Genomic DNA, 20094 nt, shown 5'->3' on the forward strand with positions numbered 1-20094 from the left:
AAAGCGATCTGTAGGAGCGAGGCTTGCCCGCGAAGCTTTTCGTCTTTATCGAAGAATCAAGGCAGGACAGTCCACAACGCAAACCCCGCATACCAAAGCACCGCAGCCCTCAGCAGCAACTCCCAGATCCGGTCTAGGTTGTTGATGCCTTCAGGCCCCGCCACCGGCGCCGGAATTTCGGCAGCCACAAGGCCTGCCTTTTCGATCAATTGCGCGGCGCTGATGTTCCAGTTCAGCAGCTCGTGCAACATCATCCGGCTGACCGCGACGAAGTTGCCGACCAGAGCAAAACTGGCCGCCAGCAGGCGCACCGGAATCCAGTCGAAAGCGTGGCGCAATTGCCCGGCGCGCTCGACCAGCGCCGGGTTCTGCGCGTTTTCCTCAGCCAGTGCCAGCAGGCGGTAGCTCAGCGCGGCAACCGGACCCAGCAGGAAATACCAGAAAATCACGGCGAAGAAGCTCTGGTAGGCCTCCCACAGAAGATGGCCCTCGACCCGCTCCAGCAATTGCTCGCCACTGTCGGCGCAGATATCCAGGTCACGCTTGGCGACGTGGGCCGCGGCTTGCAGATCCTCCCGACGCCAGGCATCGCGAAAAGGACCCAGGCCGCCCAACAGATCGCCCCGGCCCAGGCTGTAAATCACCACCAGCAGGTGCACAGGCAACGCAAACAGGCCGTAAGCCACCGGGTCCAGCACCCACAACAGCAACGCCAGCAGCGCGACCGGCAGCAGCACCAGCAGGATCAGCACCAGCCAGGGATTTTTCGCCATGCGCGGACTCGATTCGAGTTTGTGCAACTCGCGAATCCATCCGCCGTCTCGCTGAACCTGATGGCGCAGGGCCGAGAATTTCTCGATCCATACCGCCAGCAGCAACACCAGAAAACTCATTGTTGATCCTCTTTTTGCGCAGCGTCCCGGGCCAGGGCTCCACGGTAGCGCGTCCAGTCAAACGCCGGGCCCGGATCGGTCTTGCGCCCGGGGGCGATGTCGCTGTGGCCGCAGATGCGCTGCGCAGTGATGGCCGTAAAAGCGCTTTGCAGTTGCCGGGTCAGGTTGATCAACGCGTCGTATTGCGCATCGGTGAACGGCAGATCATCCGTCCCCTCGAGCTCGATGCCCACGGAAAAATCGTTACAGGTTTCCCGCCCTTCGAAACTCGACACCCCGGCGTGCCAGGCACGCTCCAGACAAGAGACAAACTGGGTGACGGCACCGTCGCGCTCGATCAGAAAATGCGCAGACACACGCAGGTCGGCAATCCCTTCAAAGTAAGGGTGCTCCGTGACATCCAGGCGATTCTGGAAAAACTCCTGCACCTTGCCGGTGGCGAATTGCGCAGGCGGCAGGCTGATGTTGTGGATCACCAGCAGGGAAATTTCGCCCGTGGGGCGCGCATTGAAGTTGGGCGAGGGACACAAACGCACGTCCTGACACCAACCGCTCGCGGGGTCCAACTGCATACCGATTCCTTCAACGACGACTGTGTTGGTGCCCAGTATGCCGCGATAGACCCTCGGGACGCGATCACTTGGCGTGATTGAGGTCCCGCAAGACTCTGCACTGGCTTCAAGGATGGCACCCGATCGCCGCCGGGAATCGACAAAATGCAGGATTTTGCGCACCGCGACCCCATCGCACGCCTTGGGTTGCCCGGCGCCCTGCCCCTATAATCGGGCCACTTTGTTTGTGGAGCTCGTTATGCCGAATCTACGTCTCGCCGATTTGACCGCCGAAATCGAAGCCAACGTGCGCCGTGCGTTGCTCGAAGACGTCGGCAGCGGCGACATCACTGCGCAACTGATCCCGGCCGAACGCCTGGCCAAAGCCACCATCATCACCCGCGACGACGCCGTCATCTGCGGTACCGCCTGGGTCGACAACGTGTTTCGGCAACTGGACCCGCGGGTTGCGGTGCACTGGCAGGTCGCCGATGGCGATCGGGTCAAGCCCAACCAGGCGCTGTTCCATCTCGAAGGCCCTGCCCGCTCGCTGCTGACCGGTGAACGCAGCGCGCTGAACTTCCTGCAACTGCTGTCTGGCGTCGCCACCCGCGCACAGTACCTGGCGGATTTCGTCGCCCGGACCCAGGTCAAGCTGTTGGACACCCGCAAGACTCTGCCGGGTCTGCGTCTGGCGCAGAAGTACGCAGTGACCTGCGGCGGTTGCTACAACCACCGCATCGGTCTGTATGACGCCTTCCTGATCAAGGAAAACCATATCGCCGCCTGCGGAGGCATCCCGCAAGCCATCGCCGCCGCACACAAAATTGCACCGGGTAAGCCGGTGGAGATCGAGGTAGAAAGCCTGGATGAGTTGAAAGATGCCCTGGCGGCTGGCGCCGACATCATCATGCTCGACGAACTGAGCCTGGACGACATGCGCGAAGCCGTACGCTTGAACGGCGGCAAGGCCAAGCTGGAGGCCAGCGGCGGGATCAACGAAAGCACGTTGCTGCCGATCGCCGAGACCGGCGTGGACTACATCTCGATTGGTGCGATGACCAAGGATGTGAAGGCGGTCGACTTGTCGATGCGACTGAGTCTCTGAAAAGCAGTTCCGAGCGGCAAGCTGCAAGCTTCAAGCGAATCCGCTTTGGCTTGCAGCTTGCGGCTTGAAGCTGTTTTCAAACGATCAGACCGTTCATCTCGCAGTACTCTTCCCACTCCACACCCAACACCTCGGCCGCCTCTTGATGCAGCTTCAGGCGCTCGGCCTCGAACTCTTCCGGTGTGGTGGTGTACTTGAGCGTCAACTCCCAGGCCTGCAGGCCCTGGGCCTCCGCCTCGTCCTCGAACGCCCACTGGATCTGGTCCTTCTGATCATCCGGACTCAAGTCCTTGATCTCGTCCAGCAGCTCTGGGGTGTCCTGCGCATACTTTTTCAGCGCTTCTTCGTGTCTGGCTTCCTGACTCAACTCTTTTACGGTCATGGTTTTCTCGCTGATCGGGGGAATGGAAGATGGATGTGGATCATCAAGGATCTCTCTGACGCAAAAAACCGTGTATCGCACGGTTTATCTGGCCTTCAGGACCATTCGGGGATCATCTGAAAACTGCTGGGTAATACTCAGGCAGGCTCCGAATATAGGATGTTTGTCGGACGAATTACACGACTCTTTACATCTGCCCCACAAAAAAGCACATAACGCGCTTGTGCAACGGGAACATAAATCAAAAGCCCAAGTCATAGCGATGTGCCATACCGGCATGCCATTTGGAACGCCACCGATGCGTAGCGCCTCGAAGCTTTCGTTTGTTTTGTCCGCCACCGCAATGACTACCCTGCTGGGAGCCTTGGCCCTGCCAGCAACAGCGCTTGCCAGCATTGGGCTGAGCAGCAACTACTCGACCTCCTACGGCAAGGTGGCCGCCGTTCAAAATGAGAACGGCGAGAACGTGATCGTCAAAACCAACGTCGAAGTCGGTGAACTGGAAAAGATGCGGGACACCCTCAAGGATCAGGCGAGTCAGATCGAGGAACTCAAGCGCAGCAGCGGCTCGAGCAGCAGTTCCAGCAGCAAGGAAATCGACGAGCTCAAGCGCACCGTCAAGGAACAGGATCGCGAGCTGGATAACCTGCGCAAGCAGATGGACGAAATCAAGCGTAATAGCGGTTCAAGTTCGAGTTCCAGCAACAACGAGATTTCGAACCTGAATCGAGAAGTCAGTGACCAGGAACGCACTATCGATCAGCTCAAGCGAACCGTCGAAGACCTGGCCAGAAAAGTGAAGTAGGAAAGGATGGTGCCCGAGACAGGAATCGAACCTGCGACCTTCGCGTTACGAGTGCGCTGCTCTACCGGCTGAGCTACACGGGCAGTGCGCTAAACCTAGCATCGCCAAGCCATACCGGCAACTTCGGCCAATGCCTCTGTTTCATCCGGGCAAAAAAAGACCCCGCCGTTTTCACGGCGGGGTCTTTTTTACAACGTCAGCTGTGCAGGCGAATTAAACGCCCGAAGCCTTGGCTGCAGCTACGTCCTTGATGGACAGCTTGATACGGCCGCGGTTGTCCACGTCCAGTACCAGTACTTCCACTTCCTGACCTTCTTTCAGGATGTCGGTCACTTTCTCGACGCGAGCATCGCTCAGCATGGAGATGTGAACCAGACCGTCCTTGCCAGGCAGGATGTTGACGAATGCGCCGAAGTCGACGATGCGCTCAACCTTACCAACGTAGATCTTGCCGATCTCGGCTTCAGCGGTGATACCCAGAACGCGCTGGCGTGCAGCTTCAGCAGCTTCCTTGGTTTCGCCGAAGATCTTGATCGAACCGTCGTCTTCGATGTCGATCGAAGCCTTGGTTTCTTCACAGATCGCACGGATGGTCGCGCCGCCTTTACCGATGACATCACGGATTTTGTCGGTGTCGATCTTCATCGCGATCATGGTCGGAGCGTTGGCCGACAGTTCGGTACGCGACTGGCCAATGATCTGGTTCATCTGGCCGAGGATGTTCAGGCGCGCTTCCAGGGCTTGGCCCAGAGCGATTTCCATGATCTCTTCGGTGATGCCCTTGATCTTGATGTCCATCTGCAGCGCGGTCACGCCTTTGGCGGTACCGGCTACCTTGAAGTCCATGTCGCCCAGGTGGTCTTCGTCGCCCAGGATGTCGGTCAGAACTGCGAATTTCTCGCCTTCTTTAACCAGACCCATGGCGATACCGGCAACCGGTGCTTTCATCGGCACACCAGCGTCCATCAGAGCCAGGGAAGCGCCGCAGACCGAAGCCATGGAGCTGGAACCGTTGGACTCGGTGATTTCCGATACAACACGGATGGTGTATGGGAACACGTCAGCGGCAGGCAACATGGCCTGAACCGAACGACGAGCCAGACGGCCGTGACCGATTTCGCGACGACCAGCGCCACCCATGCGACCACACTCGCCCACCGAGAACGGAGGGAAGTTGTAGTGCAGCATGAACGGGTCTTTTTTCTCGCCTTCCAGGGTGTCCAGCAGCTGCGCGTCACGGGCGGTGCCCAGAGTTGCAACGACCAGCGCCTGGGTTTCGCCACGGGTGAACAGTGCCGAACCGTGAGTCTTCGGCAGAACGCCGACTTCGATGTTCAGCGGACGTACGGTGCGGGTGTCGCGACCGTCGATACGTGGCTTGCCGTTAACGATGTTTTCGCGAACGGTGCGGTATTCGATTTCACCGAAAGCGGCTTTGACTTCGGCGGAAGTCGGCTGGCCTTCTTCACCGGACAGCTTGGCAACCACTTGATCCTTCAGCTCACCCAGGCGAGCGTAACGGTCGGCCTTGATGGTGATGGTGTAAGCCTGGGAGATCGCCTCGCCGAACTCGGAGCGGATAGCGCCCAGCAATTCAGTGGCTTCAGCTTGTGGAGCCCAGGTCCAGGTAGGCTTGGCAGCTTCGGCAGCCAGCTCTTTGACAGCCTTGATGACCGACTGGAATTCGTCGTGGGCGAACAGTACGGCGCCCAGCATCTGGTCTTCGGTCAGCTCTTTGGCTTCCGATTCAACCATCAGTACGGCTTCTTCGGTACCGGCTACGACCATGTCCAGGCTCGAAGCTGCCAGCTGCTCGTAAGTCGGGTTCAGCAGGTAGCCGGTGCTTTCGTGGAAAGCAACGCGGGCAGCGCCGATCGGGCCGTCGAAAGGAATGCCGGAGATGGCCAGGGCAGCCGAGGTACCGATCATCGCAGCGATGTCCGGATCGGTCTTCTTGCTGGTGGATACGACGGTGCAGACAACCTGCACTTCGTTCATGAATCCTTCTGGGAACAGTGGACGGATCGGACGGTCGATCAGTCGGGAAGTCAGGGTTTCTTTCTCGGAAGGACGGCCTTCACGCTTGAAGAAACCGCCAGGGATCTTACCGGCAGCGTAAGTCTTTTCCTGGTAGTGAACAGACAGAGGGAAGAAGCCCTTGCCTGGATCGGCTTGTTTTGCACCGACTACGGTCACCAATACGCTGACGTCGTCGTCAACGGTGACCAATACTGCGCCGGAGGCCTGACGGGCGATACGGCCAGTCTCGAGGGTAACGGTCGACTGACCGAACTGGAATTTCTTGATTACCGGGTTCACGGTGTCCTACCTTCTTTTGTGGCTCTTGGGGAAACTGGTTCTTGCGAAATTCTTGGGCAACGTCGGGAATCGGCCCGAGCGGGTTGTCCTGGTCTTGCCTGTGTGGAGCTGGGTAAAGCAGGTATCCAGATAAAACTTGAGGCTGGGAGCCTGCCATGCGCCGGCGGAAACCCGCTGATGCACGACAGACAACCAACCTCTAGCGCAATCGCTTATTAGCGACGCAGACCCAGGCGACCGATCAGAGCGCTGTAACGGCTCACGTCTTTGCCTTTCAGGTAGTCCAGCAGCTTACGACGCTGGTTAACCATGCGGATCAGACCACGACGGGAGTGGTGATCTTTACCGTTGGCCTTGAAGTGACCTTGCAGTTTGTTGATGTTGGCGGTCAGCAGTGCAACTTGCACTTCTGGCGAACCAGTATCACCAACAGCTTGCTGGTAGTCGGTAACGATTTGAGCTTTTTCTTCAACGCTGAGAGCCATGAGGCAATCCTTTTATCAGGAAACTGTTTCAGGGAAACAATTTCAACAGGCCAGGGACAAATCCCTGTATCTAAAAATGAGTAGTGACCGTGCCTGCTGACAGCCACACTCGTCCGGTCATTCTGACCGAATCAGTCGACGTGGCGCGATGCGCCCGTCTTCGCTCACTTCACCGATCCCGATGAAGCGACCATTGTGATCCTGTACCCGTACCATGCCGAACTTCGGTGCATCGGGGGCACGTACCGGCTGGCCGTTGAGCCAGTAGAACGCGCTCGCTTCCGAGAACTGCAACAGCGGCCAATCCAGCAAGCCGCTGTCCGATGGCATCAGGAAGCGATCGACCGCTTCGTTGCCGCCTTCGGCATGTACCGCTTCCAGCTCTTCCAGGGTGACGGTTTGCGCCAGGGTGAAAGGCCCGGCCTGGGTCCGTCGCAGTTCTGCAACGTAAGCACCACAACCGAGTTGCTCACCGATATCCTCAACCAGGGTGCGGATATAGGTGCCTTTGGTGCAATCCACCGCAAGTCGCGCAGTATCACCTTCGAAGGCCAGTAATTCCAAGCGCGTAATAGTAACAGAACGCGGTTCACGCTCCACTACTTCGCCAGCACGAGCCAACTTGTACAGCGGCTGCCCGTCACGCTTGAGGGCCGAGTACATCGGCGGTATCTGTTTGATTTCCCCTCGGAAATTGGGCAGAACCGCTTCCATCTCGGTGCGACCAACGGTCACCGGACGTTCCAGCAAAATTTCACCCTCGGCATCCGCCGTGGTGGTGGTCTTGCCCAGTTGCGCCAGGGTTTCGTAACCCTTGTCGGAATCGAGCAGGTATTGCGAGAACTTGGTGGCCTCGCCGAAGCACAGCGGCAGCACGCCGGTGGCCAGTGGGTCGAGGCTACCGGTGTGTCCGGCCTTCTCGGCGTTCAGCAACCAGCGGACCTTCTGCAGCGCGGAGTTGGAGGTGAACCCCAACGGCTTGTCGAGCAGGATGATACCGCTGACGTTACGACGGATACGTTTGACCTGAGCCACCGGTTACTCCTTGGTGCCTTCGGCGTCTGCCGCAACCGTGTGCTGGCTGTCTTCAGCCACTGCGCGTTCGATCAAAGCCGACAGATGCGCACCGCGCACCACGCTTTCATCGTAGTGGAAGTGCAACTGTGGAACGCTGCGCAGCTTCATCTCGCGAGCCAGCTGCATACGCAGGAAGCCGGCGGCGGAGTTCAGCACCTTGATGCTTTGTGCGATTTCTTCGTGGCCGTCCTGGCCCATCACGGTGATGAAAATCTTGGCGTGACCCACGTCACGGCTGACTTCCACAGCGGTAATGGTGACCAGGCCGACACGCGGATCTTTGACTTCACGACGGATCAGTTGTGCCAGCTCGCGCTGCATTTGATCGCCGATCCGTTGGGTACGGCTGTATTCTTTTGCCATGTCTTGTTACCTGTTACTGCCCCATGGTGAAACCCATGAGGTCTGAAAGCGGCAAACGCCCGGCCTGACGAAAGCCAGACCGGGCGTTGCGTTTAGAGTCCTGACACCATGCCGCGCATCTGCATGCGGCGGCTTGGCGAGGCCCTTGAAGTGCGCGAGTTAGAGGCTGCGAGCAACCTGAACCTTCTCGAAGACTTCGATCTTGTCACCGACCTTGACGTCGTTGTAGCTCTTGACGCCGATACCGCATTCCATGCCGGAACGCACTTCGGAAGCGTCATCCTTGAAGCGGCGCAGGGATTCCAGCTCGCCTTCGAAGATAACGATGTCTTCACGCAGTACACGGATTGGACGGTTACGGTGAACGACACCTTCGATAACCATGCAACCGGCGATCGCGCCAAACTTCGGCGAACGGAACACGTCACGCACTTCGGCGACACCCAGGATGTTCTCGCGAACATCGCTGCCGAGCATACCGGTCAGGGCTTTCTTGACGTCTTCGATGATGTCGTAGATCACGTTGTAGTAACGCATATCCAGACCTTCCTGCTCGACGATCTTGCGAGCGCCGGCATCGGCACGCACGTTGAAGCCGAACAGTACAGCGTTGGAGGCCAGTGCCAGGTTGGCGTCGGACTCGGTGATACCACCGACACCGCCACCGACTACGCGCACTTGCACTTCATCGTTGCCCAGGCCATTCAGAGCGCCCTGCAGAGCTTCCAACGAACCACGGACGTCGGATTTGAGGACGATGTTGAGCGTCTTCTTCTCTTCCTGACCCATGTTTTCGAAGATGTTTTCCAGCTTGCCTGCGTGAGCACGAGCCAGTTTGACTTCACGGAACTTGCCTTGACGGAACAGAGCCACTTCACGAGCTTTCTTCTCGTCGGCAACCACGCTCATCTCGTCGCCAGCGTCCGGAGTACCGTCCAGGCCGAGGATCTCGACAGGGATGGCAGGACCGGCTTCCTTGATTGGCTTGCCGTTCTCGTCGAGCATGGCGCGAACGCGACCGTAGTTCGAACCGACCAGGACCATGTCGCCTTGACGCAGGGTACCGTCCTGAACCAGAACGGTAGCCACCGGGCCACGGCCCTTGTCCAGGCGGGACTCAACCACGACACCACGGCCAGGAGCCGAAGGAGTAGCGGTCAGTTCCAGAACTTCGGCCTGCAGCAGAACGGCTTCGAGCAGTTCGTCGACACCGGTACCCATCTTCGCGGAAACCGGTACGAATGGCGTATCACCACCCCATTCTTCCGAAGTCACGCCGTGTACCGACAATTCGCTACGGATGCGATCGAGATCGGCGCCCGGCTTGTCGATCTTGTTCACTGCCACGACCAGCGGAACACCGGCAGCCTGGGCGTGTTGAACGGCTTCAACAGTCTGTGGCATCACGCCGTCGTCCGCTGCGACCACCAGGATCACGATGTCGGTCGCCTTGGCACCACGGGCACGCATCGCGGTAAACGCGGCGTGACCAGGGGTATCGAGGAACGTCACCATGCCACGGTCGGTTTCAACGTGGTATGCGCCGATGTGCTGGGTAATACCACCGGCTTCGCCAGCAGCTACCTTGGCACGACGGATGTAGTCGAGCAGGGAAGTCTTACCGTGGTCAACGTGGCCCATTACGGTCACGACTGGTGCACGGGAAACTGCCTCGCCTTCAAACTTCAGGGACTCGGCCAGGGAATCTTCCAGAGCGGTGTCGCTGACCAGGGTCACTTTGTGGCCCAGTTCCTCGGCAACCAACTGGGCAGTTTCCTGATCCAGTACCTGGTTGATGGTCGCTGGAGTGCCCAGTTTGAACATGAACTTGATGATTTCAGCAGCCTTGACCGACATCTGCTGGGCCAGATCGCCCACAGTGATGGTCTCGCCGATCTTCACTTCGCGCACGACAGGACCGGTCGGGTTCTGGAAACCGTGGGCGTTGCGCTTCTTCAGCTTGGCCTTGCCGCGACCACCGCGACGGAAGCCATCGCTTTCTTCATCGGTAGTACGTGGAGCAGCGCGTGGAGCCGGCGCCTTTTCTTTGACCGTAGCGCGATGCGGAGCGTTTTTACGCTCGCCATCGCCACCACCACCGCGACGATTGTTGTCGTCAGCACGTGGTTTGTCCGGGCGACGCTGTTCGTCGCGTTTACGAGCATCTGCAGCAGGAGCCGGAGCGGCCGCCACGACCGGAGCGCTTTCACGCACAGGCTCGACAACCGGACCAGGTGCTGCAACAGGCTCGACCGCAGCAACAGGCGCGGCAGCAGGAGCAGGCTGGCGGCGCGCTTCTTCTTCGGCGCGGCGCTTGGCTTCTTCTTCAGCCTTCTGACGGGCAGCATTTTCTACTGCGCGACGTTCATCCATCTCACGCTTGCGCTCGGCTTCGATTTCTTCCGGGCTGCGCTGTACGAAGACTTTCTTCTTGCGTACTTCAACGCTGATGCTTTTGCTGCCAGCAACACGCAGGGTACTGGTGGTTTTACGCTGCAGCGTAATCTTGCGTGGTTCTTCCACTTTCGCCTTGTGGCTGCTTTTCAAGTGAGTCAGCAGGGATTGCTTCTCACTGTCAGTCACATTTTCTTCGGCGGCGGTGTGCGGCAGACCTGCCTCACGCATCTGCTGCAACAGGCGCTCTACCGGTGTTTTGACCTCATCGGCCAGTTGTTTCACCGTGACTTGCGTCATGCACTTCTCTCCTCAGGCCGCGCCTATTACTCGAACCAATGGGCTCGGGCGGCCATGATCAACTTGCCGGCACGATCTTCGTCGATGCCGTCGATGTCGAGCAGGTCGTCAATAGACTGCTCGGCCAGGTCTTCGCGGGTAACTACGCCGCGCACCGCCAGTTCCATCGCCAAATCCTTGTCCATACCCTCAAGCGAGAGCAGGTCTTCGGCCGGATGGGCGTCTGCCAGCTTTTCCTCGGTAGCGATGGCTTTGGTCAACAAACGATCCTTGGCACGAGCGCGGAGCTCGTTGACGATCTCTTCGTCGAAGCCGTCGATGTTGAGCATTTCTTCCAACGGTACGTAGGCAATCTCTTCCAGGCTGGTGAAGCCTTCATCTACCAGCACCTGTGCCAGCTCTTCGTCGACTTCCAGCTCGTCGATGAAGTTGCGCAGGATGTCGCCGGTTTCTGCTTGCTGCTTGGCCTGGATGTCCGATTCGGTCATCACGTTCAGGGTCCAGCCAGTCAACTGGCTGGCCAGACGCACGTTCTGACCACCGCGACCGATGGCCTGAGCCAGATTGTCTGCGCCAACGGCGATGTCCATGGCGTGGGCATCTTCGTCAACGATAATGGCCGCAACTTCAGCCGGGGACATGGCATTGATAACGAACTGAGCCGGGTTGTCGTCCCACAGAACGATGTCAACACGCTCGCCACCCAACTCGCCCGACACTGCCTGCACGCGCGAGCCGCGCATACCGATGCAAGCGCCCTGCGGGTCGATGCGTTTGTCCTTGGAGCGGACGGCGATCTTGGCACGGGATCCCGGATCACGGGATGCAGCCATGACTTCGATCAGACCTTCAGCAATCTCCGGCACTTCGATGCGGAACAGCTCGATCAGCATCTCCGGCGCGGTACGCGACAGGATCAGCTGCGGGCCGCGGTTCTCGGTGCGGATTTCCTTGAGCAGCGCACGCAGACGCACGCCAACCCGGAAGGTTTCGCGAGAAATGATGTCTTCACGGGCGAGCAACGCTTCGGCGTTGTTGCCCAGATCGACGATCACGTTGTCGCGGGTCACTTTCTTTACGGTGCCGGAGATGATTTCACCCAGGCGCTCGCGGTAAGCGTCCACCACTTGGGCGCGCTCGGCTTCGCGAACTTTCTGCACGATGACTTGCTTGGCAGTCTGTGCAGCGATACGACCGAATTCGATCGACTCGATTTTCTCTTCGACGACATCACCGACCTTGGCGCCAGGGTGCGTTTGAGCAACCTTGCTTGGCCAGGTTTCGATGGCCGGATCGTCCAGATCATCTTCTTCGACGACAGTCCAGCGACGGAAAGTCTCGTAGGAACCGGTGTGGCGATTGATTTCCACACGCAGATCAACTTCGTCCTCGAAACGCTTTTTGGTAGCAGTGGCCAGAGCCAGCTCCAGCGCTTCGAAAATCACACCTGGCGGTACGCCTTTTTCATTGGATACCGACTCAACAACCAGCAGTACTTCTTTGCTCATCGTACGCCTCGCCTTTCGCAAGCCATTGGATCCGCGGGATCCGCGTCTCAGTCAAAACTGGGAATAATATTGGCCTTGTCGATCATATCGATCGGCAACAGGAACTCATGATCATCTACCTGCACCACGACGTCCTGCTCTTCTACACCGCGCAGAAGGCCCTGAAAGTTGCGTCGACCTTCAAAAGGCGAGCGCAGTTTGATCTTCACTTGTTCACCGGCAAATTTTGCAAACTGCTCAAGAGTGAACAGAGGGCGTTCCATGCCAGGCGAGGAAACTTCAAGGGTGTATTCAACGGAGATTGGATCTTCAACATCCAGGACGCCGCTGATCTGACGGCTTACGATGGCGCAATCGTCCACCAGTACACCGCCCTCTTTATCGATATAAACGCGCAACATTGAGTGGCGACCTTGCGCCGAAAACTCAATACCCCAGCATTCATAGCCTAGGGCCACGACCACCGGGGCCAGCAAGGCCTGCAACTCTTCTAGCTTGCTCGACACCTGAACCCCCTAGTGCATGTATGTGCATGCCATGAAAATAAAAAAATGGGCGAAACGCCCATCCTTGAAACGCCGTCGAACAGCGGCGTTGAAAGTGTCCAGCTAACAAAAAGCCCCTTAAAAGGGGCTCTTTAAACTGGTTGCGGGGGCCGGATTTGAACCGACGACCTTCGGGTTATGAGCCCGACGAGCTACCAGACTGCTCCACCCCGCGACAAAGCTGGGGCGGAAGTATACGACCGATCCCCTGGAGGGTCAATGTAACCTTCCACCTGCAAGAAAGCCCGCAACAGCGGGCTCTCCTGACTAATTGGTACCGAGAAGGGGACTCGAACCCCTACACCCTATGGGCACAACCACCTCAAGGTTGCGTGTCTACCAATTCCACCACCTCGGCAAAACTACGTTTGAAACCCTTCTTACTTCTGCTCTTGAGCTGGAGGTACGTCAGTCGCTGGAGTAGCCGACTTTTGCTCTTGAAGCACCGGGACATCATCAGAAGCCGGTTGTTGCTTTGGAACTTCCAACACCGCTGGATTTGGGAGACCTACTTGAGTCAGCTGATGAGCCTTCTCTTTAGCAAAGTAACCTAACCCCAAGCTGGTTATGAAAAAACCTGCGGCGAGTATAGCAGTAAACTTACTGAGAAAGGTAGAGGAACCTTGGCTTCCGAACACAGTATTTGAAGCACCTGCGCCGAAAGACGCGCCAGCGTCCGCACCTTTACCCTGCTGCAGCAATACCAGAGCAACTACGCCCAATGCACCCAGCAGATGAAAAACGACTACGACTGTTTCCAGCATTTTTTCAGTTTCCCGCGGCGCGACATATCGCACCGAACTCATCTGCATTCAGGGACGCCCCACCAATGAGGCCCCCATCGATATCCGGCATGCCGAACAGCTCGACCGCATTGGCCGCCTTCACGCTGCCGCCGTATAGAAGCCGCACACCTTGCGCGACTTCAGAATTCTCTGCCGCCAACTGAGCGCGGATGGCTGCATGCACATCCTGAGCCTGTTGCGGCGAAGCAGTCAGCCCGGTACCAATGGCCCAGACTGGCTCGTAAGCGATGACCGCCTTAGCAAAAACACCAACACCCAGCTCGTCGATGATGCTGTTCAGCTGATGCGAGACAACTTCAAGAGTTTTTCCCGCCTCACGCTCTTCGAGGGTTTCCCCTACACACAACACCGGAATCAAGCCACATGCCTGTGCCGCTGCAAACTTGCGGATCAGCATCCCGTCCTGCTCGCCCATGATCTGGCGGCGCTCGGAATGCCCGACAAGCACCAGGGAACAACCTGCATCCACCAACTGACTCGGCGCAACTTCACCGGTCAACGCACCTTGCATGGATTCCACCGCAGAGTTCTGCGCACCGACCGAAATCGATTTACCTTCCAAGCCATCAATCACTTGATTGATATGCAAAAAAGGCGGGAATACCGCTACATCAACACCGCTCGGCAAGGCCATCTCACGAAGGCCATTGATCAGCTCAGCGACGCTGGCGCGGGTACCGTGCATCTTCCAGTTACCAGCTACCATAGGGCGACGCATGCTGCACCTCGTCGGTCAAAGTGGGCGCAGATGTTACCCAACACAATCATGGCTGGCAAGCCGAAATCAGGCAGAAACTTCAGTAACCAGTTTTGCCAGCTCTTCGGCGTACGCACGAACCTGCTTTTCATCCTCGCCTTCGACCATCACACGCACCAGCGGCTCGGTCCCGGACTTGCGCAGCAGTACACGCCCGCGCCCGGCCATGGCCTTGGTCACGCGCTCGCTGGCTTCCTTGACGGACGGGTGATCCAAAGGACTGGCACCGCCACCAAAACGCACATTGATCAGCACTTGAGGGCACTTGCGCAACGTCTGACGACTCTGAGCCAAACTTTCGGAGCGGGTTTTCAGCGCCATCAGCACCTGAAGCGCAGCGATAATCGCATCGCCCGTTGTGGTGTGATTGAAGCAAACGATGTGGCCGGAATTCTCACCGCCCACCAACCAGTTGCGCTCGAGCAGATCAGCAATCACGTAACGATCGCCAACATTGGCGCGCACGAACGGAATCGACAGATCCGCCAGGGCCAGTTCCAACCCCAGATTGCTCATCAGCGTCCCGACAACACCGCCTTGCAGCTTGTCACGCTCGTGCAGATCGCGAGCGATTATGTACAGCAGCTCGTCACCATCGACGATAGCGCCAGTGTGATCGACCATCAGAACCCGGTCGCCATCACCGTCGAACGCAATACCCAGGTCTGCGTGCTCGGCGAGCACGGCAGCCTGAAGCTGCCCCATGTGGGTCGAACCGCAATTGTCGTTGATGTTCAAGCCGTTGGGTTGCGCCGACAGCACTACAACATCGGCACCCAGCTCACGAAATACGCTAGGTGCTACCTTGTAAGTCGCACCATGGGCACAGTCGATAACGATTTTCAAACCAGAGAAGCTTGTACCGGTTGGCACGCTGCTCTTGCAGAATTCGATGTAACGCCCCGAGGCGTCATTGATGCGTGAAACCTTGCCGATCTTGCTCGACTCGACCACGGTCATAGGCGTGTCCAGCAGCTCTTCGATCATCTGCTCGACTTCATCCGGGAGCTTGGTGCCCTTGCCCGAGAAGAACTTGATGCCGTTGTCATCATGAGGGTTGTGCGATGCACTGATCACGATGCCGGCTTCGGCATGGAAAGTACGCGTCAGATAGGCGATGGCAGGCGTGGGCATCGGACCGAGGAGCATGACGTCAGCGCCAGCGGAGGTGAGACCGGCCTCAAGCGCAGATTCGAACATGTAACCGGAAATCCGGGTGTCCTTGCCGACCAGAACCTTGCAGGCACCCATTTTGCGGAACGCCATGCCTGCGGCCCACCCGAGCTTGAGCATGAAATCAGGAGTGATCGGGTATTCGCCTACTCGACCACGGATGCCGTCGGTACCAAAGTATTTCCTAGTCATAAACGCTCCATCATTCTTATTCGGCTGATTCCACTGCGGCGATCATCTTCACCACATCGACTGTTTCGGCTACATCATGGACGCGCAATATACGCGCACCTTTTTGCGAAGCCAGCGCCGCCAGGGCAAGGCCGCCATAGAGGCGCTCGCCCACCGGCCGATTCAACGCCTGCCCTATCATGCTCTTGCGCGAAACCCCGACCAACAGGGGTCTGCCGAAGGCATGCAAAGCTTCCATATGTTTGAACAAGCTTAGATTGTGCTGCAACGTTTTTGCGAAGCCGAACCCTGGATCGAGAATGATTCGCTCGACAGGAATACCCGCCGACTCACACCGAGCCATGCGCTCGGCAAGAAACTCACCCACTTCCTTCGTGACATCCTGATATTGAGGATTGTCCTGCATGTCGCCAGGTTCACCGAGCATGTGCATCAGACACACCGGCAATCCTGTCGCCGCCGCCGCATCAAGCGCACCGTCACGACGCAATGAGCGCACGTCATTGATCAGTCCGGCACCCAATCGCGCCGTTTCACGCATAACGGCTGGCGTAGAAGTATCGACGGAAATAATGACATCCAGCTCGCGGTGAATGCGCTCAACGATCGGCGCAACACGCTCGAGCTCCTCCAGCGGCGATACGGCCTTGGCGCCTGGGCGCGTCGACTCACCGCCAACATCGATCAGAGTTGCCCCGGCCGCCACCATGGCTTCGGCGTGGCGCAAAGCCGCATCGAGCTGACTGTACTTGCCGCCATCGGAAAAGGAATCGGGAGTGACGTTGAGAATACCCATGACATGTGTCAGGGCCAAATCAAGAACCCGGTTGCCGCAAGGCAACCGGGTCGAGGACTGAACAGAAGTCATTTCAAACCTTAAACGTCAGCAGCAGGACCGCCGATAGGTGTTTGCGGACGCTCATCCTGCACTACCGGAGGTGTTCCGGAGGTACCTGTGCCACCCGACCAATCACGAGGTTCGCGAGGAGTGCGACCTGCCATGATGTCATCGATCTGTTCGGCATCGATGGTTTCGTACTTCATAAGGGCATCAGCCATGGCGTCGAGCTTGTCACGGTTGTCCGTGAGGATCTGCTTCGCAGTGCCATAGCAATGGTCGATGATGCTGCGGACTTCGGAGTCGATCAGTTTCGCGGTCTCACCCGAGAAGCTGGCATTCTGACCACCGCCGCCGCGACCGAGGAATACCTCACCTTCTTCTTCGGCATACATCAGCGGACCGAGTTTTTCCGACAGACCCCACTTGGTCACCATGTTCCGCGCAATCTGGCTGGCACGCATGATGTCGTTGGAAGCGCCGGTGGTAACACCATCGAAGCCCAAAGTCATTTCTTCAGCGATACGACCACCGTAAAGCGAGCAGATCTGACTGATCAGGGCACGCTTGGACAAGCTGTAGCGATCTTCTTCCGGCAGGAACATCGTTACACCCAGCGCACGACCGCGCGGAATGATCGAAACCTTATACACCGGATCATGCTCAGGCACGACGCGACCAACAATGGCGTGGCCCGCTTCATGGTAAGCAGTGTTCTGCTTTTCTTTCTCGGACATGACCATGGATTTGCGCTCAGCGCCCATCATGATCTTGTCTTTTGCCAGTTCGAATTCTTTCATCTCGACGAGGCGCTTGCCTGCACGAGCGGCGAACAGTGACGCCTCGTTTACCAGGTTGGCAAGGTCGGCACCAGAGAAGCCAGGTGTTCCGCGCGCGATTACGGCTGGAGCAACATCGTCACCCATTGGCACTTTGCGCATGTGAACCTTGAGAATCTGTTCACGACCACGGATATCCGGCAGACCCACCACAACCTGACGGTCGAAACGGCCTGGTCGCAGCAGAGCCGGGTCAAGCACGTCTGGACGGTTGGTCGCCGCAATCACGATGATGCCGTCGTTCATTTCGAAGCCGTCCATCTCTACCAGCAACTGGTTGAGAGTCTGCTCGCGCTCATCGTGACCACCGCCCATACCGGCGCCACGGTGGCGACCGACGGCGTCAATTTCATCGATGAAGATGATGCATGGAGCATGTTTCTTGGCCTGTTCGAACATATCGCGAACGCGGCTGGCGCCCACACCAACGAACATTTCGACGAAGTCGGAACCGGAAATGGTAAAGAAAGGGACTTTTGCTTCGCCGGCGATGGCTTTGGCCAGGAGGGTTTTACCAGTACCTGGAGGACCGACCATCAGTACGCCGCGAGGGATGCGACCACCCAGACGCTGGAACTTGCCCGGGTCACGGAGGAATTCTACGAGCTCGCCAACTTCTTCCTTGGCTTCGTCGCAACCGGCAACGTCGGCCAGCGTGGTTTTGACTTGATCTTCGGAGAGCAGGCGAGCCTTGCTCTTACCGAAGCTCATCGGCCCGCCCTTCCCGCCGGCACCGCCCTGCATCTGCCGCATGAAGAACATGAATACGGCAATGATCACCAGGATCGGGAAGCTTGCGACCAGGAGCTGGGTCCAGATGCTTTGCTGTTCAGGCTGCTTGCCTTCGACCACGACGTGGTTATCGACCAGGTCACCAATCAGGCCGTTGTCCTGAATGGCAGGACGAATGGTCTTGAAGCTATCGCCATCGTTGCGCTTACCGGTAATCACGTAGCCATCAACAGCCACGCGCTCGACCTTGCCATCCTTGACCTGCTGGATGAAGTCGGAATAGTTAAGGGTCTGCGGCTCGTTAGGGCTGGAGAAGTTGTTCATCACCGTCACCAGGACAGCCGCGATGATCAACCACAGGATCAGATTCTTTGCCATATCGTTCAATTAACTACCCTCTGAAGCAAGCGCCGCTGCTGATGACGCGCGCTTCGCATGATATTCACCGGCCTAACTTACTACATTACCTACGGCTTGGCAGGCGCCGTCTGTAACCCTTTGTGAAACACTTTCTACACAATATTCGTTAATGCCTGTCGGACGAAATACGAAAAACCTATCGACCCGACGAAAAACCTCACTTTAGACGTTTCCGCCGCGATAGCCCCAGGCCAGCATGTACTGCTCGCGAGAGCTGCCACGGGAAGAGTCCGGCTTGATCATCTGGATCTTGTCGAACTTCTTGCGAGCGTCCTTCAGGTAAACATCGAAACCCTCGCCCTGGAAAATCTTGATCACAAAATTGCCACCCGGTTTGAGGATCCGATCCGCCAAATCAAGCGCCAGTTCGCAAAGAAACATGGCTTTGGGCATGTCCACTTCAGGTGTACCACTCATATTGGGGGCCATATCGGAAATCACAAGGTCCACTTGCGAATTACCTACAGCTTCAAGGATCTGCGCGAGCACTGCGTCCTCGGTGAAATCCCCCTGGATGAACGTCACGTCCGGAATGCCGTCCATTTCCAGGATATCCGAGGCAATCAGACGCCCCTGACCACCGATCAGCCGGCTCGTGACCTGCGACCAGCCACCAGGCGCAGCACCCAGGTCGACCACACTCATCCCCGGGCGGATCAGTTTGTATTTCTCCTGGATTTCCAGAAGCTTGTAACTCGCACGCGAGCGGTAGCCATCCTTCTGCGCCTGCTTCACATAGGGATCGTTGACATGTCTTTTCAGCCAACCAAGGCTTGTCTTGGAACGCGCCACTGGGCACCTCGATGATTAGGGTCGTGATTAATTGGGCGGATCAACGAGCCCTCGGGTAAAATGGCCGCCATTTTACAGAATCCAGACGAAAGGGTCAGATTTATGCCGCTCACTCAAGAGCAGAAGAAACAGTACAAATCCATTGGCCACCATCTGAAACCAGTTCTGATTGTGGCAGACAACGGTTTGACTGAAGGTGTGTTAGCCGAACTTGAACGCGCTTTGGCGGATCACGAGCTGATCAAGATCAAGCTCAACATCCTGGATCGCGAATCGCGCCTGGCGTCCATTGCAGAACTGTGCAAGGTCGGCAAAGCGGATCTGGTTCAGGTCATCGGCAAGATGGCGTTGATTTACCGCAAGAACTTCAGCGTCAACAAGCAGCTATCGAACGTCCATCGCTTCAAGTGATGGCAAGGGTCAAGGGTGTGCTTCGCGCACCCTGCCACTCCATCCCGGCACCGCCTGCAACACCAGCAGCAGCCCGGAAAAACCCAGTACAAGATAGCTGAACACCTGCCAGCGCACCGCCTCCGGCCAACCAACACGCACCGCGAAATACATCGCACACGCATACAGCGCCATCAACAGCAGTTGCCCGCGAATATCCCGCCACAGACTGGCAAGGCCCTCGGCCTGAACCAGCACCAGAACCTGAAAAATCACGCACGCCGCAGCAAATCCCACCGTCACGGCATACAAAACAGAGGCAATCTCGTCGACCAGCAGCGGCGCCAGGTCAATTCGACCCAGCACCGGCAGCAAGCCGATTTGTAACAACCACAAACCGCCGACCCACAGCATCTGAGCCAGTT

At 57.7% G+C, this 20094-nt stretch carries 20 protein-coding genes and 3 tRNA genes; 3 read left to right on the forward strand and 20 right to left on the reverse strand.

Annotated features, from left to right (window positions below):
* Positions 1-56 precede the first annotated feature (56 nt).
* Both ampE and ampD read right to left on the reverse strand, forming a co-directional pair.
* Positions 57-893, reverse strand: a complete 837-nt coding sequence (ampE, locus tag ACW9JE_RS00905) for a regulatory signaling modulator protein AmpE (RefSeq protein WP_457431548.1) — start codon at positions 891-893, stop codon at positions 57-59.
* The gene (gene ampD, locus ACW9JE_RS00910) at positions 890-1465 is read right to left on the reverse strand and encodes a 1,6-anhydro-N-acetylmuramyl-L-alanine amidase AmpD (RefSeq protein ID WP_224536124.1); all 576 of its coding nucleotides are present in this window, start codon (positions 1463-1465) and stop codon (positions 890-892) included. The genes ampE and ampD overlap by 4 nt, the downstream gene beginning before the upstream one ends.
* A 238-nt stretch (positions 1466-1703) precedes the next feature.
* Here ampD and nadC point away from each other — a divergent pair, with 238 nt between their 5' ends.
* Positions 1704-2552 carry a carboxylating nicotinate-nucleotide diphosphorylase gene (gene nadC, locus ACW9JE_RS00915; protein WP_457431549.1) on the forward strand — a complete coding sequence of 283 codons (849 nt, stop codon included), beginning with the start codon at positions 1704-1706 and terminating at the stop codon, positions 2550-2552.
* Between the two features lie 76 nt (positions 2553-2628).
* Here nadC and ACW9JE_RS00920 read toward each other — a convergent pair whose 3' ends face one another.
* Positions 2629-2934, reverse strand: coding sequence for a DUF6388 family protein (locus ACW9JE_RS00920; RefSeq protein ID WP_224536110.1), 306 nt, complete (start codon positions 2932-2934; stop codon positions 2629-2631).
* Positions 2935-3232: 298 nt separating this feature from the next.
* On the opposite strand from ACW9JE_RS00920, the gene ACW9JE_RS00925 reads away from it, so the two are divergent.
* Positions 3233-3739, forward strand: a complete 507-nt coding sequence (locus ACW9JE_RS00925) for a hypothetical protein (protein ID WP_457431550.1) — start codon at positions 3233-3235, stop codon at positions 3737-3739.
* Positions 3740-3746: 7 nt separating this feature from the next.
* On the opposite strand, the gene ACW9JE_RS00930 is transcribed toward ACW9JE_RS00925, so the two are convergent.
* The 16 genes from ACW9JE_RS00930 to rlmE all read right to left on the reverse strand — a co-directional run bounded on the left by ACW9JE_RS00930 (position 3747) and on the right by rlmE (position 19279).
* A tRNA-Thr gene (locus ACW9JE_RS00930) sits at positions 3747-3822 on the reverse strand.
* A gap of 130 nt (positions 3823-3952) precedes the next feature.
* Positions 3953-6058 carry a polyribonucleotide nucleotidyltransferase gene (pnp, locus tag ACW9JE_RS00935; protein WP_457431551.1) on the reverse strand — a complete coding sequence of 702 codons (2106 nt, stop codon included), beginning with the start codon at positions 6056-6058 and terminating at the stop codon, positions 3953-3955.
* Between the two features lie 215 nt (positions 6059-6273).
* Positions 6274-6543, reverse strand: a complete 270-nt coding sequence (rpsO, locus tag ACW9JE_RS00940) for a 30S ribosomal protein S15 (RefSeq protein ID WP_002555121.1) — start codon at positions 6541-6543, stop codon at positions 6274-6276.
* Between the two features lie 117 nt (positions 6544-6660).
* Positions 6661-7578 carry a tRNA pseudouridine(55) synthase TruB gene (gene truB / locus ACW9JE_RS00945; protein WP_224536107.1) on the reverse strand — a complete coding sequence of 306 codons (918 nt, stop codon included), beginning with the start codon at positions 7576-7578 and terminating at the stop codon, positions 6661-6663.
* A 3-nt stretch (positions 7579-7581) separates the two neighbouring features.
* Positions 7582-7983 carry a 30S ribosome-binding factor RbfA gene (gene rbfA, locus ACW9JE_RS00950; protein ID WP_175375873.1) on the reverse strand — a complete coding sequence of 134 codons (402 nt, stop codon included), beginning with the start codon at positions 7981-7983 and terminating at the stop codon, positions 7582-7584.
* Between the two features lie 159 nt (positions 7984-8142).
* A complete protein-coding gene (gene infB / locus ACW9JE_RS00955; protein WP_457431552.1) occupies positions 8143-10677 on the reverse strand; it encodes a translation initiation factor IF-2 in 2535 nt (844 codons plus the stop codon).
* 26 nt (positions 10678-10703) lie between these two features.
* Positions 10704-12185 (reverse strand): transcription termination factor NusA, encoded by a 1482-nt coding sequence (nusA, locus tag ACW9JE_RS00960; protein WP_224536103.1) that lies wholly within the window; start codon positions 12183-12185, stop codon positions 10704-10706.
* A gap of 47 nt (positions 12186-12232) precedes the next feature.
* The gene (gene rimP / locus ACW9JE_RS00965) at positions 12233-12691 is read right to left on the reverse strand and encodes a ribosome maturation factor RimP (protein WP_007915250.1); all 459 of its coding nucleotides are present in this window, start codon (positions 12689-12691) and stop codon (positions 12233-12235) included.
* A gap of 137 nt (positions 12692-12828) precedes the next feature.
* Positions 12829-12905, reverse strand: a tRNA-Met gene (locus ACW9JE_RS00970).
* Between the two features lie 97 nt (positions 12906-13002).
* A tRNA-Leu gene (locus ACW9JE_RS00975) sits at positions 13003-13088 on the reverse strand.
* 22 nt (positions 13089-13110) lie between these two features.
* Complete coding sequence (gene secG, locus ACW9JE_RS00980) at positions 13111-13494, reverse strand: preprotein translocase subunit SecG (protein ID WP_017336473.1); 384 nt, start codon at positions 13492-13494, stop codon at positions 13111-13113.
* Between the two features lie 4 nt (positions 13495-13498).
* A complete protein-coding gene (gene tpiA / locus ACW9JE_RS00985; protein ID WP_457431553.1) occupies positions 13499-14254 on the reverse strand; it encodes a triose-phosphate isomerase in 756 nt (251 codons plus the stop codon).
* 66 nt (positions 14255-14320) lie between these two features.
* Positions 14321-15658: a phosphoglucosamine mutase gene (gene glmM, locus ACW9JE_RS00990; RefSeq protein WP_224536099.1), complete on the reverse strand. Its 1338-nt coding sequence runs from the start codon at positions 15656-15658 to the stop codon at positions 14321-14323.
* 16 nt (positions 15659-15674) lie between these two features.
* Positions 15675-16526, reverse strand: coding sequence for a dihydropteroate synthase (gene folP / locus ACW9JE_RS00995; protein WP_457431554.1), 852 nt, complete (start codon positions 16524-16526; stop codon positions 15675-15677).
* 8 nt (positions 16527-16534) lie between these two features.
* Positions 16535-18445 (reverse strand): ATP-dependent zinc metalloprotease FtsH, encoded by a 1911-nt coding sequence (ftsH, locus tag ACW9JE_RS01000; protein WP_224536120.1) that lies wholly within the window; start codon positions 18443-18445, stop codon positions 16535-16537.
* 204 nt (positions 18446-18649) lie between these two features.
* Complete coding sequence (rlmE, locus tag ACW9JE_RS01005; protein ID WP_457431555.1) at positions 18650-19279, reverse strand: 23S rRNA (uridine(2552)-2'-O)-methyltransferase RlmE; 630 nt, start codon at positions 19277-19279, stop codon at positions 18650-18652.
* Between the two features lie 102 nt (positions 19280-19381).
* Here rlmE and ACW9JE_RS01010 point away from each other — a divergent pair, with 102 nt between their 5' ends.
* Complete coding sequence (locus ACW9JE_RS01010; RefSeq protein WP_007942889.1) at positions 19382-19690, forward strand: YhbY family RNA-binding protein; 309 nt, start codon at positions 19382-19384, stop codon at positions 19688-19690.
* A gap of 9 nt (positions 19691-19699) precedes the next feature.
* Here the strand turns inward: ACW9JE_RS01010 and ACW9JE_RS01015 are convergent, their stop codons facing one another.
* The gene (locus tag ACW9JE_RS01015; protein WP_224536118.1) at positions 19700-20083 is read right to left on the reverse strand and encodes an MFS transporter; all 384 of its coding nucleotides are present in this window, start codon (positions 20081-20083) and stop codon (positions 19700-19702) included.
* Between the last annotated feature and the right edge of the window lie 11 nt (positions 20084-20094).

It is taken from the genome of Pseudomonas sp. SDO55104_S430 (genome assembly GCF_054070595.1).

What these genes read in the sequence shown, in the direction of transcription:
- ACW9JE_RS01010 (WP_007942889.1), top strand. Translation starts at nt 19,382, where the DNA reads ATGCCGCTCACTCAAGAGCAGAAGAAACAGTACAAATCCATTGGCCAC.
- secG (WP_017336473.1), bottom strand. Translation starts at nt 13,494, where the DNA reads ATGCTGGAAACAGTCGTAGTCGTTTTTCATCTGCTGGGTGCATTGGGC.
- tpiA (WP_457431553.1), bottom strand. Translation starts at nt 14,254, where the DNA reads ATGCGTCGCCCTATGGTAGCTGGTAACTGGAAGATGCACGGTACCCGC.
- ACW9JE_RS00920 (WP_224536110.1), bottom strand. Translation starts at nt 2,934, where the DNA reads ATGACCGTAAAAGAGTTGAGTCAGGAAGCCAGACACGAAGAAGCGCTG.
- ftsH (WP_224536120.1), bottom strand. Translation starts at nt 18,445, where the DNA reads ATGGCAAAGAATCTGATCCTGTGGTTGATCATCGCGGCTGTCCTGGTG.
- glmM (WP_224536099.1), bottom strand. Translation starts at nt 15,658, where the DNA reads ATGACTAGGAAATACTTTGGTACCGACGGCATCCGTGGTCGAGTAGGC.
- ACW9JE_RS01015 (WP_224536118.1), bottom strand. Translation starts at nt 20,083, where the DNA reads ATGCTGTGGGTCGGCGGTTTGTGGTTGTTACAAATCGGCTTGCTGCCG.
- rpsO (WP_002555121.1), bottom strand. Translation starts at nt 6,543, where the DNA reads ATGGCTCTCAGCGTTGAAGAAAAAGCTCAAATCGTTACCGACTACCAG.
- ampE (WP_457431548.1), bottom strand. Translation starts at nt 893, where the DNA reads ATGAGTTTTCTGGTGTTGCTGCTGGCGGTATGGATCGAGAAATTCTCG.
- folP (WP_457431554.1), bottom strand. Translation starts at nt 16,526, where the DNA reads ATGACTTCTGTTCAGTCCTCGACCCGGTTGCCTTGCGGCAACCGGGTT.
- infB (WP_457431552.1), bottom strand. Translation starts at nt 10,677, where the DNA reads ATGACGCAAGTCACGGTGAAACAACTGGCCGATGAGGTCAAAACACCG.
- nadC (WP_457431549.1), top strand. Translation starts at nt 1,704, where the DNA reads ATGCCGAATCTACGTCTCGCCGATTTGACCGCCGAAATCGAAGCCAAC.
- ampD (WP_224536124.1), bottom strand. Translation starts at nt 1,465, where the DNA reads ATGCAGTTGGACCCCGCGAGCGGTTGGTGTCAGGACGTGCGTTTGTGT.
- ACW9JE_RS00925 (WP_457431550.1), top strand. Translation starts at nt 3,233, where the DNA reads ATGCGTAGCGCCTCGAAGCTTTCGTTTGTTTTGTCCGCCACCGCAATG.
- rbfA (WP_175375873.1), bottom strand. Translation starts at nt 7,983, where the DNA reads ATGGCAAAAGAATACAGCCGTACCCAACGGATCGGCGATCAAATGCAG.
- nusA (WP_224536103.1), bottom strand. Translation starts at nt 12,185, where the DNA reads ATGAGCAAAGAAGTACTGCTGGTTGTTGAGTCGGTATCCAATGAAAAA.